Origin of the sequence: Pseudoalteromonas sp. APC 3691, assembly GCF_030408135.1 — a bacterium.
Taxonomy (GTDB): Bacteria; Pseudomonadota; Gammaproteobacteria; order Enterobacterales; family Alteromonadaceae; genus Pseudoalteromonas.
On the sequence record NZ_JASDCB010000061.1, the window covers coordinates 1 to 15,702 of the forward strand.

The 15,702-nt window shown below is 40.7% G+C and carries 24 protein-coding genes; 4 read left to right on the plus strand and 20 right to left on the minus strand.

Annotated features, from left to right (window positions below; all coding sequences use genetic code 11):
* Nucleotides 1-1,011: 1,011 nt before the first annotated feature.
* The 18 genes from rplQ to QL998_RS16430 form a co-directional block, all read right to left on the minus strand.
* Nucleotides 1,012-1,413, minus strand: coding sequence for a 50S ribosomal protein L17 (rplQ, locus tag QL998_RS16345; RefSeq protein WP_002959450.1), 402 nt, complete (start codon nt 1,411-1,413; stop codon nt 1,012-1,014).
* Between the two features lie 39 nt (nt 1,414-1,452).
* The gene (rpoA, locus tag QL998_RS16350; RefSeq protein ID WP_002959452.1) at nt 1,453-2,439 is read right to left on the minus strand and encodes a DNA-directed RNA polymerase subunit alpha; all 987 of its coding nucleotides are present in this window, start codon (nt 2,437-2,439) and stop codon (nt 1,453-1,455) included.
* Nucleotides 2,440-2,463: 24 nt separating this feature from the next.
* The gene (rpsD, locus tag QL998_RS16355) at nt 2,464-3,084 is read right to left on the minus strand and encodes a 30S ribosomal protein S4 (protein WP_002959461.1); all 621 of its coding nucleotides are present in this window, start codon (nt 3,082-3,084) and stop codon (nt 2,464-2,466) included.
* A gap of 21 nt (nt 3,085-3,105) precedes the next feature.
* A complete protein-coding gene (rpsK, locus tag QL998_RS16360) occupies nt 3,106-3,492 on the minus strand; it encodes a 30S ribosomal protein S11 (RefSeq protein ID WP_002959471.1) in 387 nt (128 codons plus the stop codon).
* A gap of 12 nt (nt 3,493-3,504) precedes the next feature.
* Entirely contained in the window at nt 3,505-3,861 is a 357-nt protein-coding gene (rpsM, locus tag QL998_RS16365; protein WP_007584664.1) for a 30S ribosomal protein S13, read from the minus strand.
* Nucleotides 3,862-3,985: 124 nt separating this feature from the next.
* Nucleotides 3,986-4,099, minus strand: coding sequence for a 50S ribosomal protein L36 (gene rpmJ / locus QL998_RS16370; RefSeq protein WP_002959476.1), 114 nt, complete (start codon nt 4,097-4,099; stop codon nt 3,986-3,988).
* 22 nt (nt 4,100-4,121) lie between these two features.
* Nucleotides 4,122-5,450: a preprotein translocase subunit SecY gene (gene secY / locus QL998_RS16375; protein ID WP_007584663.1), complete on the minus strand. Its 1,329-nt coding sequence runs from the start codon at nt 5,448-5,450 to the stop codon at nt 4,122-4,124.
* 10 nt (nt 5,451-5,460) lie between these two features.
* Nucleotides 5,461-5,895 carry a 50S ribosomal protein L15 gene (rplO, locus tag QL998_RS16380; RefSeq protein ID WP_002959480.1) on the minus strand — a complete coding sequence of 145 codons (435 nt, stop codon included), beginning with the start codon at nt 5,893-5,895 and terminating at the stop codon, nt 5,461-5,463.
* Nucleotides 5,896-5,899: 4 nt separating this feature from the next.
* Nucleotides 5,900-6,082, minus strand: coding sequence for a 50S ribosomal protein L30 (gene rpmD, locus QL998_RS16385; protein WP_002959482.1), 183 nt, complete (start codon nt 6,080-6,082; stop codon nt 5,900-5,902).
* A 2-nt stretch (nt 6,083-6,084) separates the two neighbouring features.
* Nucleotides 6,085-6,591, minus strand: coding sequence for a 30S ribosomal protein S5 (gene rpsE, locus QL998_RS16390; protein WP_002959485.1), 507 nt, complete (start codon nt 6,589-6,591; stop codon nt 6,085-6,087).
* A 9-nt stretch (nt 6,592-6,600) separates the two neighbouring features.
* Complete coding sequence (gene rplR, locus QL998_RS16395; protein ID WP_002959486.1) at nt 6,601-6,951, minus strand: 50S ribosomal protein L18; 351 nt, start codon at nt 6,949-6,951, stop codon at nt 6,601-6,603.
* Nucleotides 6,952-6,960: 9 nt separating this feature from the next.
* Nucleotides 6,961-7,494 (minus strand): 50S ribosomal protein L6, encoded by a 534-nt coding sequence (gene rplF, locus QL998_RS16400; RefSeq protein ID WP_002959488.1) that lies wholly within the window; start codon nt 7,492-7,494, stop codon nt 6,961-6,963.
* Nucleotides 7,495-7,507: 13 nt separating this feature from the next.
* Nucleotides 7,508-7,900 carry a 30S ribosomal protein S8 gene (gene rpsH, locus QL998_RS16405; RefSeq protein WP_007584660.1) on the minus strand — a complete coding sequence of 131 codons (393 nt, stop codon included), beginning with the start codon at nt 7,898-7,900 and terminating at the stop codon, nt 7,508-7,510.
* A gap of 21 nt (nt 7,901-7,921) precedes the next feature.
* Nucleotides 7,922-8,227: a 30S ribosomal protein S14 gene (rpsN, locus tag QL998_RS16410; protein WP_010554914.1), complete on the minus strand. Its 306-nt coding sequence runs from the start codon at nt 8,225-8,227 to the stop codon at nt 7,922-7,924.
* A gap of 10 nt (nt 8,228-8,237) precedes the next feature.
* Complete coding sequence (gene rplE / locus QL998_RS16415) at nt 8,238-8,777, minus strand: 50S ribosomal protein L5 (protein WP_010554915.1); 540 nt, start codon at nt 8,775-8,777, stop codon at nt 8,238-8,240.
* Between the two features lie 16 nt (nt 8,778-8,793).
* Nucleotides 8,794-9,108, minus strand: coding sequence for a 50S ribosomal protein L24 (gene rplX, locus QL998_RS16420; protein WP_002959496.1), 315 nt, complete (start codon nt 9,106-9,108; stop codon nt 8,794-8,796).
* A 10-nt stretch (nt 9,109-9,118) separates the two neighbouring features.
* A complete protein-coding gene (gene rplN / locus QL998_RS16425; protein WP_002959498.1) occupies nt 9,119-9,487 on the minus strand; it encodes a 50S ribosomal protein L14 in 369 nt (122 codons plus the stop codon).
* Nucleotides 9,488-9,760: 273 nt separating this feature from the next.
* Nucleotides 9,761-11,731 carry an AsmA family protein gene (locus tag QL998_RS16430; protein WP_290193087.1) on the minus strand — a complete coding sequence of 657 codons (1,971 nt, stop codon included), beginning with the start codon at nt 11,729-11,731 and terminating at the stop codon, nt 9,761-9,763.
* Nucleotides 11,732-11,963: 232 nt separating this feature from the next.
* Here QL998_RS16430 and QL998_RS16435 point away from each other — a divergent pair, with 232 nt between their 5' ends.
* From QL998_RS16435 to QL998_RS16450, 4 genes are all read left to right on the plus strand, one after another.
* Nucleotides 11,964-12,383, plus strand: a complete 420-nt coding sequence (locus QL998_RS16435) for a hypothetical protein (RefSeq protein ID WP_024606325.1) — start codon at nt 11,964-11,966, stop codon at nt 12,381-12,383.
* Nucleotides 12,384-12,391: 8 nt separating this feature from the next.
* A complete protein-coding gene (locus QL998_RS16440; RefSeq protein ID WP_002959505.1) occupies nt 12,392-12,592 on the plus strand; it encodes a helix-turn-helix transcriptional regulator in 201 nt (66 codons plus the stop codon).
* A gap of 155 nt (nt 12,593-12,747) precedes the next feature.
* On the plus strand, nt 12,748-13,911 hold the full coding sequence (locus QL998_RS16445) for a hypothetical protein (RefSeq protein ID WP_024591362.1): 1,164 nt from the start codon (nt 12,748-12,750) through the stop codon (nt 13,909-13,911).
* A gap of 277 nt (nt 13,912-14,188) precedes the next feature.
* Complete coding sequence (locus QL998_RS16450) at nt 14,189-14,875, plus strand: TorF family putative porin (RefSeq protein WP_024591363.1); 687 nt, start codon at nt 14,189-14,191, stop codon at nt 14,873-14,875.
* A gap of 54 nt (nt 14,876-14,929) precedes the next feature.
* Here the strand turns inward: QL998_RS16450 and QL998_RS16455 are convergent, their stop codons facing one another.
* Both QL998_RS16455 and QL998_RS16460 read right to left on the minus strand, forming a co-directional pair.
* Nucleotides 14,930-15,265: a hypothetical protein gene (locus QL998_RS16455; protein ID WP_290193088.1), complete on the minus strand. Its 336-nt coding sequence runs from the start codon at nt 15,263-15,265 to the stop codon at nt 14,930-14,932.
* Nucleotides 15,262-15,573: a Bor family protein gene (locus tag QL998_RS16460; RefSeq protein ID WP_024599488.1), complete on the minus strand. Its 312-nt coding sequence runs from the start codon at nt 15,571-15,573 to the stop codon at nt 15,262-15,264. The genes QL998_RS16455 and QL998_RS16460 overlap by 4 nt, the downstream gene beginning before the upstream one ends.
* Nucleotides 15,574-15,702 lie beyond the last annotated feature (129 nt).

Here is a 15,702-nt window from a genome sequence, read left to right on the forward strand (position 1 = left end):
TGTTGGTCACTCAGTTTTCAATTGAGACTCTAATTTGTTTGCCTCGCTACCTAAGTAGGTTGGCTGTTAGAACTCAATCTGTACGAGTGCCCACACAGATGATTGCTTTATATTGTTAAAGAACGTTGCGATTACAAAGTTGAACTTTATCTCGCTAGGGCTGCGCATATTACGCTTTCCTATTTTTTTGTCAACACTTAAATTTAAACTTTCTAAAAATATTCAATCTAAGTTTTACTTAACACCCTGAGTTGTTCATGCCTCGCTATGCGTTGTCCGCTGCGCGTCGCCATATCCCGTCTCAGTGGGGTCGCATTATAGGGAGATCCGAAAACAGATCAACCCTTTTTTGAAGAAAACTTGAAATAACGTGCTGTTCGCTGAGTATTTGAGCTAAACGCTCAAAAACACAACTAAACTACCAATATTAATAGGTTCTTATAGCTATTTGAAATGAAAATTATGATAATTACTAACAGGTAGAGATATATTTCGATCACATATGTGGAAAAACTAACCAATAGAGTAAGAGTCGTATTGCTATAAATCATTTAAATTAATCAAAAGCGGATAATTGGATTGATCAGGCTATATTTAATAATAGTTTTACATATCTAAGAAGGAAGTTTGCATGGGCCATAATGGTTAACTTTACTATGAAGTTCTTAGTACCGGTATATAGATAAGAGAGAGGACGTTATATTTTCTAATCAGATCTATAAGTAAAAAGTTCGTTAGGCTTGTTTTAATTGTAGCTCAATTCGCTGCGGTATTATTAATAGCTGTAAGTCACATATATAGTGGAAATGATCTTAGACTAGAATCTGATAGGCTACTTTGAATAAATGGTAAGTGAAGAGTAATTAGGTAGAGCTATTAAAGCAGCTGTCAAAACAACTTATCAATTCAGTATGTACTCACAATAGAAGGTAATTACTGGTTCATATAGTTAGACAAATTTTAGACAAGAAAAAGCCGAGCATAAGCTCGGCTTTTAGGTTTCTTTAAGACTTACTCTGCAGACTGTGCGTCTTCTTGAACTGCTTCGCTAGTCGCTGGGCGACCAACTAGTTCAATATAAGCCATTGGTGCATTATCACCAGTACGGAAGCCACACTTAAGAATACGAGTGTAACCACCTGGACGATCCGCGTTACGTGGACCGATTTCACTGAATAACTTACCAACAACTTCATTATCACGCGTGCGAGCAAACGCTAAACGGCGATTTGCTACACTGTCAGTCTTAGCCAGTGTGATTAAAGGTTCAATTACACGACGTAACTCTTTCGCTTTAGGCAAAGTAGTTTTGATGATTTCATGTTTCACCAAAGAACCTGCCATATTGCTAAACATCGCTTTACGATGGCTACTGTTACGGTTTAATTGACGACCACTCTTACGATGGCGCATGACCCTATCCTTCTAACTAAACTAATATAGTGATTTAGATTATTCAGCTAAACTTGCAGGTGGCCAATTTTCTAGGCGCATGCCCAGAGAAAGTCCACGTGAAGCTAGCACGTCTTTAATTTCAGTTAGAGACTTCTTACCTAAATTAGGCGTTTTAAGAAGCTCAACTTCAGTGCGCTGAACTAAATCACCGATATATTGAATTTGCTCGGCTTTCAAACAATTTGCTGAGCGTACTGTTAATTCAAGATCATCAACTGGACGAAGTAGAATAGGATCGAATTCTGGCTTCTCTTCTTTCTCTTCTGGCTCAGTTACATCACGTAAATCTACGAATGCATCTAATTGCTCAGCTAAGATAGTAGACGCACGGCGGATCGCTTCTTCTGGATCTAAAGTGCCGTTTGTTTCCATATCAATGATTAACTTGTCTAAATCTGTACGTTGCTCAACTCGAGCTGATTCAACCGAGTACGCAATACGTTCAACTGGGCTAAATGATGCATCAAGCAACAATCTACCAATTGGACGCTCATCGTCATCAGAGGATAAACGACTAGATGCCGGCACATAACCACGACCGCGTTCAACACGAATACGCATGCTGATCTCGCTGTTATTTGTAGTTAAATTACAAATAACGTGATCTGGATTAGCAATTGTTACATCGCCATCGTGCTGAATATCAGCCGCAGTAACAGGGCCTACACCAGATTTAGTCAGGGTCAGAAAAACTTCATCTTTGCCTTCTAACGTTACTGCTAAACCCTTAAGGTTTAATAGTATTTCAATGATGTCTTCTTGAACGCCTTCTTTCGCGCTGTACTCATGTAAAACACCGTCGATTTCAACTTCAGTTACTGCACATCCAGGCATAGATGAAAGTAATATACGGCGTAAAGCATTACCCAGAGTATGACCAAAGCCACGCTCTAATGGTTCTAAAACTATTTTAGAACGCGTTGGGTTGATAGCGTCGATGTCGACTAACCTTGGTTTTAGAAATTCTGTAACAGAACCCTGCATGTTATCCTCTCTTAACTCTTAACTTTACTTAGAGTAAAGTTCGACGATTAGTTGTTCATTAATGTCCGCAGACAAATCTGAACGCTCAGGTAGACGCTTAAAGCTGCCTTCCAGTTTCTTACCGTCAACTTCAACCCAAGTCGGCTTTTCACGTTGCTCAGCCAACTCTAGAGCAGCGATGATACGTGCTTGTGTCTTAGACTTCTCACGGATTACAACAGTATCTTCTGGAGTAATTACGTATGAAGGAATGTTCACAACACGACCATTAACTAGAATCGCTTTATGGCTTACTAACTGGCGTGCTTCAGCACGTGTGCTAGCAAAACCCATGCGATATACAACATTGTCTAAACGTTGCTCTAAAAGCTGTAACAAGTTTTCACCTGTGTTGCCTTTAAGGCGAGCAGCTTCTTTGTAGTAGTTACGGAATTGCTTTTCTAATACACCGTAGATACGACGTACTTTTTGCTTTTCACGTAATTGTAAACCGTAATCAGATAAGCGACCTTTACGAGCGCCGTGCTGACCAGGTGCAGTCTCAAGTTTACACTTAGAGTCGATAGCTCTTACGCCGCTCTTAAGGAACAGGTCAGTACCTTCACGACGACTCAGCTTGAGCTTAGGGCCCAAATATCTTGCCATGTTATTTCTCCTAACCTATTGTTAAACGCGACGTTTCTTCGGTGGACGACAACCATTATGTGGTATTGGCGTCACGTCAGTTATGTTGGTAATACGGTAACCAGCAGCATTCAAAGCACGTACAGCAGATTCACGACCTGGACCTGGACCTTTGATGAAAACTTCTAGATTTTTTAAACCGTATTCTTGAGCAGCAGTACCTGCACGCTCTGCAGCAACCTGAGCAGCAAATGGTGTAGATTTACGTGAACCACGGAAACCTGAACCACCGGCAGTAGCCCATGATAGTGCATTACCTTGACGGTCGGTAATCGTTACAATAGTGTTGTTGAAAGACGCATGAACATGAGCCATACCATCAGCAACTTGTTTTTTAACCTTTTTACGACGAATTGGTGTCTTAGCCATAATACTATCCCCTTATCGCTTAATAGGCTTACGAGGACCCTTGCGGGTGCGCGCGTTAGTCTTAGTTCTTTGACCACGTAGTGGTAAAGAGCGACGGTGACGTAGGCCACGATAACAACCAAGGTCCATAAGGCGCTTGATATTTAAAGTAACTTCACGACGAAGATCACCTTCAACAGTGTACTTGCCAACTGCATCACGCAGTACGTCAAGAATTTCGTCTGAAAGTTCACCGATTTTTGTGGTTTCGGCGATACCAGTCGCTACTAAGATAGCCTTAGAGCGAGTCTTACCTATGCCATAAATAGCTGTTAAACCAATAACTGCATGTTTATGATCAGGGACGTTAATGCCAGCAATACGGGCCACTAACACATCTCCTATATTCGAATTTGGTAATCATCTGTTTGAAAAGCCCGTAAGGATACTCAAACGAAGACCAAATTACTACTAAAAACACAGGCCGAGAAAACTCAGCCTGCACGCTGTTTACTTAACCTTGCCTTTGCTTATGCTTAGGCTCACTGCAAATTACGCGTACTACACCAGCACGTTTAATAACTTTACAGTTACGGCATATTTTCTTAACGGAAGCACGTACTTTCATTGCTCAACTCCGTAAACTGACCTTATCGACCGTAGCCTTTAAGGTTCGCTTTTTTCAGCACAGAATCATACTGATGAGACATCAGGTGAGTCTGTACTTGTGCCATAAAGTCCATGATAACTACAACGATAATCAAAACTGATGTACCGCCGAAGTAGAATGGCGTTTGCCACGCCATCGTCATGAATTCAGGCACCAGACAGATAAAGGTTATATACAAAGCACCTGCCAATGTCAGGCGTGTCATCACTTTATCAATGTATTTAGATGTCTGCTCACCTGGACGAATACCTGGGATAAATGCGCCAGATTTCTTAAGGTTATCTGCAGTTTCACGTGGGTTAAACACCAACGCTGTATAGAAAAAGCAGAAGAAGATAATAGCCGCAGCTAAAACAAGCGAGTACAACGGTTGACCTGGGGTCAACGTAGTAGCAACAGCTTGTAATACATCAGCGACTGGACCTTCACCTTGGCCGAACCAGCTGGCAATTGTACCAGGGAACAGAATTATACTGCTAGCGAAGATTGGTGGAATAACACCCGCCATATTTACTTTTAGTGGTAAATGCGTGCTTTGGGCAGCAAATACTTGACGACCTTGTTGGCGTTTCGCGTAGTTAACAACAATACGACGTTGCCCACGTTCGAAAAACACTACAAGATAAGTAACAGCGAATACGATTACCGCAACCATCAACAGTACAAAAACATTCAAATCACCTTGGCGCGCCATTTCGACTGTCGAACCAATAGCAGACGGCAAGTTAGCTACAATACCAACAAATATTAGAACAGAGATACCGTTACCGATACCGCGCTCTGTTATTTGTTCACCCAACCACATAAGGAACATAGTACCAGTAACTAAACTCACCACTGCGGTGAAATAGAAACCCATACCCGGGTTAACAACTAACCCCTCCATCATGCCCGGTAAGCTAGAAGCAATACCGATTGATTGAATAGTAGCTAGCACAAGCGTGCCATAGCGTGTGTACTGGCTAATTTTTTTACGCCCTTGCTCACCTTCTTTCTTAAGCTCTATAAACGGAGGATACATATGCGTTAATAGTTGCGTAATAATCGAAGCCGAGATATACGGCATAATACCCAGTGCTAACACTGAAGCTCGCTCAAGAGCACCACCACTGAACATGTTGAACATCTCAACAATGGTGCCCTTTTGTTGCTCGAAGAAATCGGCAAGTACAGCGGCGTCAATCCCAGGGATCGGCACAAATGAACCTAGACGGTAAATTATGATAGCACCCAATACGAAGAGTAATCGGCGCTTCAATTCCGAAAGTCCACCTTGTGCACTTTTTGTATCTTGACCTGGTTTAGCCATTAGTACTTCCTTAGTCTTCTACCTTGCCTCCGGCAGCTTCAATAGCTTCGCGAGCACCTTTAGAGGCTTTAAGGCCTTTAACGGTAACAGCGCGTGAAACTTCGCCAGATTTAACAACTTTAACGAAAAGAACGTTCTTTTTAACTAGACCAGCTGCTTGTAACGCGCTTAGGTCTACCACATCGCCTTCAACTTTAGCGATTTCAAAAAGGTTTATTTCTGCAGATACTAAAGATTTGCGAGAAGTAAAACCAAATTTAGGTAGACGACGTTGCATAGGCATTTGACCGCCTTCAAAACCAACGCGTACTTTGCCGCCAGAACGTGATTTTTGACCTTTGTGACCACGGCCGCCAGTCTTACCTAGACCAGAACCGATACCACGACCAACACGTTTTGGAGCAGTTTTTGAACCTGCAGCAGGTGAAAGTGTATTCAAATGCATCGAATTAACCCTCTACCTTAACCATGTAAGAAACCTTGTTTATCATACCACGTACACATGCTGTGTCTTCTAACTCAACAGTGTGGTTGATACGACGTAAACCAAGACCGCGTAATGTAGCTTTATGTTTCGGTAAACGACCGATAGAGCTTTTTACTTGTGTTACTTTTACAGTTTGATTTGCCATGGTTACCCCAGTATTTCGTCTACGCGAAGGCCACGTTTTGCAGCGATTGACTGTGGAGAATTCATATTCTCAAGAGCCGAAATCGTTGCACGTACCACGTTGATTGGGTTAGTAGAACCGTAACATTTAGAAAGTACGTTCTGCACACCAGTCACTTCAAGTACTGCACGCATAGCACCACCTGCAATGATACCAGTACCTTCAGATGCTGGTTTCATGAACACTAGTGAGCCAGCATGACGTCCCTTAACAGGATGCTGTAATGTGTTGCCATTTAGGTCTACGTTGATCATGTTACGACGTGCTTTTTCCATTGCTTTTTGAATAGCAGCTGGAACTTCACGTGCTTTACCATAACCAAAACCTACTTTACCTGCGCCATCACCAACTACAGTTAGTGCAGTAAAGCTAAAGATACGACCACCTTTAACTACTTTAGACACACGGTTCACCGCGATTAGCTTTTCAGCTAGATCAGGCTGTTGTTGCTTTGCTTCTACGTTAGCCATAGTCTACTCCTAGAATTGCAAACCGGCTTCACGCGCAGCATCAGCTAGCGCCTTCACACGGCCGTGATATTTAAAGCCACTGCGATCAAAAGCAATCTTTTCGATGCCTTTGTCAGCCGCACGTTCAGCAACCGCTTTGCCAACTGCTTGCGCAGCTTCAACGTTACCGGTGCCTTTAACTGTTTCGCTAATAGCCTTTTCAACAGTAGAAGCAGCAGCCAGTACATTACCCTCAGCATTTACAACTTGAGCGTAGATGTGACGTGGCGTGCGGTGGATAACAAGACGCGTTGTGCCTTGTTCAATATAATTTCTACGAGTGCGTTTAGCACGACGTAGACGAGCTGTTTTTTTATCCATCGTCTTACCTTACTTCTTCTTAGCCTCTTTACGGCGTACATTCTCATCTGAATAACGAACACCCTTACCTTTATAAGGCTCAGGTTTACGGTATGCACGAATGTTAGCAGCTGTTTGACCAACTAACTGCTTGTCTACGCCCTTAACTAGAACTTCTGTTTGGCTTGGAGTTTCAATCGTAATTCCTTCAGGAACTGCGAAATTAACTGGGTGTGAGAAGCCAAGAGTTAAATCTAATGTTTTACCCTTAGCTGCAGCACGGTAACCCACGCCTACTAACTGAAGTTTCTTCTCGTAACCTTCATGCGTACCAACAACCATGTTGTTGATTAGAGCGCGAGCAGTACCTGCTTGAGCCCATGCATTAGCTACGCCATCACGAGGTAAAGTAGTAATAACGTTGTCATTAACTTGTACTTCAACAGCGTTGTTGATAGTACGAGTAAGTTCACCGTTTTTGCCTTTAACTGTGATTTCCTGGCCTTTTAATGTAACTTCTACACCGGCAGGAACAGTAATTGGTGCCTTTGCTATGCGAGACATAGTTCCCCTCCGATTAAGCTACAAAACCAATGATTTCACCACCAACACCAGCACTACGTGCTGTGCGGTCTGTCATTAGGCCTTTAGAAGTTGATACGATAGCGATACCAAGACCACCCATTACCTTAGGTAATTGGTCACGTTTCTTATAGATACGTAGACCAGGGCGACTTACACGCTGGATATTTTCAATTACAGCTTTGCCTTCGAAGTACTTCAACTCGATAGAAAGCTCAGGTTTAGTTTCACCGTTAACGGCGAAATCTACGATATAACCTTCGTCTTTTAGTACTTTAGCTAATGCTACTTTCAGCTTTGAAGTTGGCATCGTTACAGATACTTTCTTCGCTGATTGACCGTTACGAATTCGTGTGAACAAATCCGCGATAGGATCTTGCAAGCTCATAGTCTTACTCCCATGATTCTATTACCAGCTAGCCTTTTTAAGGCCAGGAATTTCACCGCGCATAGCTGCTTCGCGAACTTTAATACGGCTCATGCCGAATTTGCGAAGGAAACCATGTGGGCGGCCCGTAATGTTACAACGATTACGTTGACGTGCAGGGCTAGAATCACGAGGTAAAGCTTGTAGCTTAAGTACCGCGTCCCAACGATCATCTTCAGATGTATTAACATCACTGATGATAGCTTTTAGTGCTGCGCGCTTTTCAGCGAACTGAGCAACTAGTTTTGTGCGCTTTGCTTCGCGCGCTTTCATAGAATTCTTTGCCATAACCCTACCCTTATTTCTTAAATGGGAAGTTAAACGCTTCTAACAACGCACGGCCTTCCTCATCAGATTTCGCAGAAGTAGTGATAGTAATATCCATACCGCGTACACGGTCTACTTTATCGTAATCGATTTCTGGGAAGATGATTTGTTCACGTACGCCCATGCTGTAGTTGCCACGTCCATCAAAAGACTTAGCACTTACGCCACGGAAGTCACGAATACGTGGGATAGCGATTGATACCAAACGCTCAAAAAAGTCCCACATACGCTCGCCGCGTAGGGTTACTTTACAACCAATCGGGTAACCTTCACGCACTTTGAAGCCAGCAACAGATTTGCGTGCTTTAGTGATTAGAGGTTTCTGACCAGAGATTGCTGCTAGATCCGCTACTGCGTTATCTAAAATCTTCTTGTCAGCTAGGGCTTCGCCCACGCCCATATTCAATGTGATCTTTTCGATCTGAGGGACTTGCATGACAGAGCTGAAACCAAACTTCTCTTGAAGTTCAGCAACTACTTTGTCTTTATATACTTCATGCAGTTTCGCCATCATTCTACTCCAACTATTAGATAGTTTTACCAGTAGATTTAAAGATACGTAATTTCTTACCATCTTCAATCTTGAAACCTACACGATCAGCTTTACTCGTTTCCGAGTTGAAGATCGCAACGTTTGATGCATCCATAGATGCTTCTTTCTCAACAATGCCGCCAGCTTGGTTCAATTGTGGAACCGGCTTTTGGTGTTTCTTGATCAAGTTTATGCCTTCGACAAAGATTCGACCAGATTCAGTAACAACTGAAAGCACTTTTCCGCGCTTACCTTTGTCTTTACCTGCTAGTACGATTACTTCGTCATCACGACGTATTTTTGCTGCCATGATTGGCTCCTTACAGTACTTCTGGGGCTAGTGAAACGATTTTCATGAACTTATCATTACGAAGTTCGCGAGTCACAGGGCCGAAAATACGTGTACCAATTGGCTGCAAGTTATCATTTAAGATAACAGCCGCGTTGCTGTCAAAACGGATCAGAGAACCATCTGGACGGCGAACACCTTTTCTGGTACGCACAACTACCGCGTTTTTAACATCACCTTTCTTCACTTTACCGCGAGGAATAGCTTCTTTTACAGAAACTTTAATGATGTCGCCAATCGCTGCGTAGCGACGGTGTGAACCACCAAGGACTTTTATACACTGCACTTTGCGAGCGCCGCTGTTATCAGCAACTTCCAGCTGAGTTTGCATTTGGATCATGTTAATGACCTCCGGTGTAGTAATTACAACGTGTCTAAAATTCGTTTAAAAATCAGACATTTCGATTAAATCCCAATCAAAAAACAAACGAGTTGTCTCTTAAGGGCGGGCAATTGTACCAGCATTGAGGGGGCAGCGATAGGTTATTTTTTAATTAATTTAGAGCGTACGGTTATTAAAGTTGAGTAATTACGGCTATGTAGCTATTTTACAGGTGGTTACAAAACAAACAAGGCACTATATAAGTGCCTTGTTTGTTTTAACTATAGATTATTAACCGAATAAACCTTTTAATTTATCTTTAATCTTATCCTTTGCTTTGTCTTTGGCTTTTTCTTTTGCCTCATCGACTTTTTGTTTAGCTTCATCTTTAAGCGCATTACCCACATCAAGCTTTATACCAACATCGTGGAAAGGCCCTTTTATACGTAGTGGTATTTTAAAACCAGTACTGTCATCAGTGGTTCCCTGTCCTTCGATTGATCCAACTATGCCTGTAACCAAACGGTAGTTAACCGCTGTTTGCGGTAAATCAACATCGCCTTCACCTGATATTCTTATGAGTGGACTAATAAGTGATAAATCAGTATTTTTACCAACACCATTAGTAAAATTAAAACTACCAGTTAGTGCAGAGAAATCTGTTTGCTCAGATTCTTCAAATCCGGTATCCAGCCCTTCAGACGCTGCACCAAAGTTTCCTGAAATGAGTTCCTTACCTTTACGAACCATCTCAGCTATATTCGCACCTTTTACAGCCCCATCAGCAAACTCAAATCCAAGTTTTCCGTTAAGCGCACCAATAAACGACTTTTGACTTTGGCCAGTTGTGTTTAGGTTCCAATTTAAAGAACCCTTACCCATTAGCTTGTCAAAACCTGCCGCATCAGTTAATAAAGGCTGTGCATCTATACCAGCTAAGTCAAAGTTAGTTGATATTTTATAAGGCACTTGTTGTGCGTTTACATTGATAACCCCTTTACCTGACCCTTCATAAGCAGAAAAGCTATCTAAGCTTAGTTTTGCAACGCTATTTTTTAAAGCAACAGTAAATTGATTTGCGCCCAACTTAATATCGTTAGCTTTTAATCCACTTGAACGAATAACTACATTCGCATCTAGTGAATTTAACGCACTTAGATCAATTTTAGTGTCATCCCATACTATTGGCTCTGCAGGTTTATCATTTTGCTCTACTGGCTCTTCTTGTTTTGCTACTGCTTCAGGTAGATACGGATTTAAATCAAGCATACCTAAATCAATATCAGCATTTACAGTTAAACGCTTACCTAGGTTAAGCTCGCTCTTACCTTTTATTTCCAATGCGTCTAACGTCGCAACTAAATCTTCTAAATTAAATTTCTCACCTGCTAGGTGCATTTTACCGTTTACACTAAATGCGTTAAAAGCATTATCTTTAGCGTCTAACTCTACACCTTGCCATTTCGCAATACGTTTAACAGACTCACCACTTAGTGCTAACTGACCTTTAATATCTTGGCCTTGCCCAGCGATGCTCCCTTCGAACGTTAAATCAACTAAACGAGAATCTAAGGTTTGTTTAACATTAAAAGTAGCACCTTCAATTGCTTTAGCAGGAGTATCTAATTTTATATCAAGCTCAAAACGCTCCTGCATATAAGTAATCCCCCCTTTTACTTCTAATGTTTTACGAAGTGATGGAAGTAAAATAGCGAGTTCTAAATCACTAATTTGTTGCTTAGCACCTGTTAGACCATCTAGATAAGTAAATGTGCCGCCATAAATAGCAACCTCACCTAACTCAATATCAAAGTTATCTGGAAGCTTTATCGCTTCACCTGATTGGCTTTGCTCTTTAGGTTGCTCTGCAACTGCATCAAATAACTGCCAATTAGCTTTACCATTTTTGTCAGTTTCTAATAGGATATTTGGTTCGTTTATCACAAACTTATCTAATTTAAACTCACCACCAAATAATGAAAACCAAGGTATGTGTACAGCAAGCTGTTTCATACTCGCCATATCGGCGCGCGAACCTGATTCCATATTTGCAAAATGCACGTCGTTAAGTTCTAACTTTAATGCAGGGAATACGCTAAGTGTTTTATCACCTTTAATAGTAAGAGTGCGCCCAGTTGTTTGTTCTACCTGTTCTGAAACTTTGTTAAAAATAGTATCAGTAGGGATTAAAAACGGTGCGGCAACAATTAGTGCTATACATAGTAAAAGTATTACACCTACAATTTTAAGTAAGGTTTTCATGATCGTCCTTTCAAACGTGCAAATAATGTTCTTATCATAGCGAGTGTTAGCCTTAAAATCATTGTCGTTCTGATAAAAAAGCTTTTTATTAGATATTACATTCCCATCCTGAATCGCCCCTGAAACATTTTGATACCTTTAGGTTACAAATAAATATTAACCCAATGAAACCTTAAGGTTACATTGATACCTTAAGGTTGCATATTGTAAAAATTTTAAAAGGAAATGAGCTATGTCTAATTACGATATTAAAAGTGAAGAAAAATTTATGGGCCAAAATGCATGGTTTTCATTATTCATGGGGGTCACTTTATTAATCATTAGTGTTTACCCAATGCTTAATCAAACATCAGCCCCACTATTGTTTTTAGGAACTGCTGCTTTTTTAGGTTCATTCTTTATGTTTGTGATCAGAGGCGGGTTTACATGGAGAATGAAATACCACCTTACATATAAAGATGAGTATTTAAATACCATCGACACTATTGCCTATAAACATGTCGTGCTTGGCTTACTTTTTAGTATGGGTGGCGTGTACTTACTCTCCGATACTCTTGCTTTAGAAGTATCTCACAGCATGATGGCTACATTTTACCTTGCTGTAATGAGTTTAATATACGGCGTATCAATTCTTTGGCAAAGCAAAAATTAGGAGCAAAAGTGCAAAATAAAATTGCAAAATACCGCAAAGAAGCAGGCCTTTCTCAACAAGACTTGGCTGATCTAATTGCGGTTTCACGTAAGACTATTAGTACAGTAGAAACGGCACGATTTACCCCTTCGGTAATAATTGCTCTAAAAATAGCAAAGCATTTTAATACCTCAGTTGAAAGTCTCTTTGTACTAGATAAAAATGATTGATACATGTTAAAGCGTTAGTCTCATTCTATTAGCAAAAACACCGATTTAGCTACTTCAATTACAACGTATGGAGGACAGCGCTGTTGTTATTAACGTAATTGCGCTAAAATAGACCAGCAAAAAAATATATATCTAAACCGGAGATTCTACAAGGCATGAAAAAACTGCTAATTTCACCGTCAAAAATGACGCTAGGCGAACAAGAAAATCAAATCTATCAGAACATTCTGAAGCAATCTTCAGAATTAAGCCTTAACCTTATGGCCGTGAAAGTAGAAAACCACCCTGATGATTTTTTACCTTGGTGTTACGAATTGCTAAGTGCAAGCAGAGATCGTATGAACTACGATTTACTAGAGCCGCAGCAATTACCAGTACTTAAGAAGCTACACGATCAGCTTATTTCAGCTATCAGCTTTTTACAGGTTAAAACTTTACGTATTGCTCCGTGGCCTGTAGTAAGTGTATTTGTAGAACAACACAAAGACGTTATTGCTCTTGATGAACAGCTTCGCTTAGTAGACTACATTAAAAGCATTCGTGAACAATCTCTTAAAGATATGATTCCTGAAGACTTACTTGCGTTTAGCGGTAAGCACATGGCATCACTTGATCCAAGCACATACAACTTTGACGTTGAATGGTTTGCATCTACAAAGAGTGCAAAGAGCTTCCATCAAATGCTTGGTGATTTACCAGGTGCTTTTGACGATGCACTAGTGAATATTCCACTTGAAGGTGATATTACTCAATATGAGTATCAACAATTTGTTGCTGCTTATTCAAAAATATTTACCGACAACAACGAAAAACCAACACTTGCGCCTGCAACACGACTGCTTGCAATGCGCCGCCCTGATTTATTTACTCCGATTACAAATAATCGATTAGATGCATTATGTGGTGCCCTTGGTGTTTCTAAACTTAAAAATAGTGATTTTGAACGTTACTGGCAAGATATCGTAAAAGGTATTCAAGCTATGTCATGGTACAAAATGGCTAAACCTAGTAACGAGTTAGAAGAACAATTGGTTGCTATTAAAGCATTAATTCCATGTTTCTTTCACTACGCTGATGCTAAAACACCAGATAACTCTAACTACATTAAACTGCTAACCAAGCCTAAACGTACTACAACTACAACAGGTAAAACTCAGCGTAGAGGTAAAGAGTCTGCAGAAATATTAGTAGACCGTGCACTTGCTGCTGACGATATTCCTGAACACATTCGCAGTAAACGTGATTCAATTGTGAGTGAAGTACAAAAAGGTCGCAGCGTAAACGAAACAATTAGCCTTATGCGCACTATATTCGGTTAAAATCTTCTAATTTAGCCGTACTTTTATGGTGCGGCTAGGTTAATTTATGCACCAGCAATGTGCGCAACATCTTCCTTCATGTTATATCCCCATCCTATTCATAAAATTCAAGCTCATGTTTTTAATAAATAAAAAATAATTTTTAATAAAAAATAATGAAGCTGGCACATACAGTGCAATTATCCCGTTAGTTAAACAATAAAAAGCCGTCAGCCTAAAGGTTCCGAATACATAATAAAAACCTTGGCGAGCAAAAATCATATAACGGGAAATGGACATGCTAAAACTAAAAAAAACCATCGCTATAAGTGCTATAGCATTAATGGGCGCAACATCTTTAACGTCAACAGCCGTACATGCTGAAGTAACAGCAAACGCAGCGGCAACATCAAACTACTTATGGCGTGGTCAAGAGCAAACTGGGGGCGATGCAGCTATTTCAGGCGGTATTGATTACGCCAATGAATCGGGCTTTTATGCAGGTACTTGGGCTTCAAATGCATCGTGGGCAGATGAAATGACCTATGAGCTTGATTTATACGCAGGCTTTGGTGGCGACATTAACGAAAGCGTTAGCTACGATGTTGGCTATATTTATTACGCTTACCCAGATGCCGCTTCTGAGGCTGACGCAGATTTCTCTGAAATTTACGGTAGCATCAGTGTTGAAGGCTTTACATTTGGTGCTTCAGTACTTGCAACATCAGCTGCAAGTGGTGATGGTACAGACTTTGGTGATTCACTTTACCTGACAGCTGATTACGGTTTTGCTGTTGGCAGTAACGGCACTGAAATGGCACTTCACTTAGGCCACTACTCTGGTGACTTTATTGGCGATGATAATATCTTAGATTACGGTGTATCAATTTCGAAAGATGGTTTCACTTTTGGTTTATCTGATACAGATATGGATGATTCAGATATTAAAGCTTACGTTGCTTATTCTGTAGACTTTAATTTATAAGAAAGAATGTGTTACTTGCTGCAACACGAAGGGCCTTTTGGCCCTTTTCTTGTTTTATAGCTGTTTTGCTTTAAATGGTACCTTATTACATTGTACTTCTACTGTTTTAGGGTACCAAGCTGGGCCGATTTGATTCCCAACCACCTCAGCTAAACCATTAGTAAACGATTTATACGTATGAACGCTTTGCCACTCCCCTTGTGGGCAATGTGTTGTTAAATCTAACGGCTCTGATCCCTCGTACAACGCAAGTGCAAAATTATGATGCCACCGTGAGCTTTTTAGTGCTTTATTGCTTACTTTGCTCTGCATACCGTTATCAAAGTAAATATTTGTACATCCAGTTAAAATAATTAGTGTGCAACCGGCTGCAAATAACTTGATGCTCATAATGTCTCCCCTAGTACTTGCTCTTGGCACCACACTTTAATGGTATGGGGCGAGTATATTCCAAGCGTAATTAAACTCAGCGCTCCATCACTAAACGTTTGTTGTGACTGCATTTGAATAACCGGTGTATCTAAGCAAACTTGTTTTACATCTACCCGCTGCTCACCCACTAATCCCCATAAATAAAATGGGCGGCTATCCTCGTAGGTCGCTTTACTTGTAATTTTTGCGATAGCTTGTGGCTGAATGGTTACCGCAGAACAAGCACTGAGGCTTAATGCTATCGCCCCTATAATTAATGGTTTCATACTCTTCCTTATAAACTAAATACCAGTAAGGTAACTTTATAAGAGAACATAAAATATTAGCGTAAAAAGCTGTGGGGAATATGTAGAAACGCTATGAAGTTTTATACAGTTTATTACACATAAAGGCCG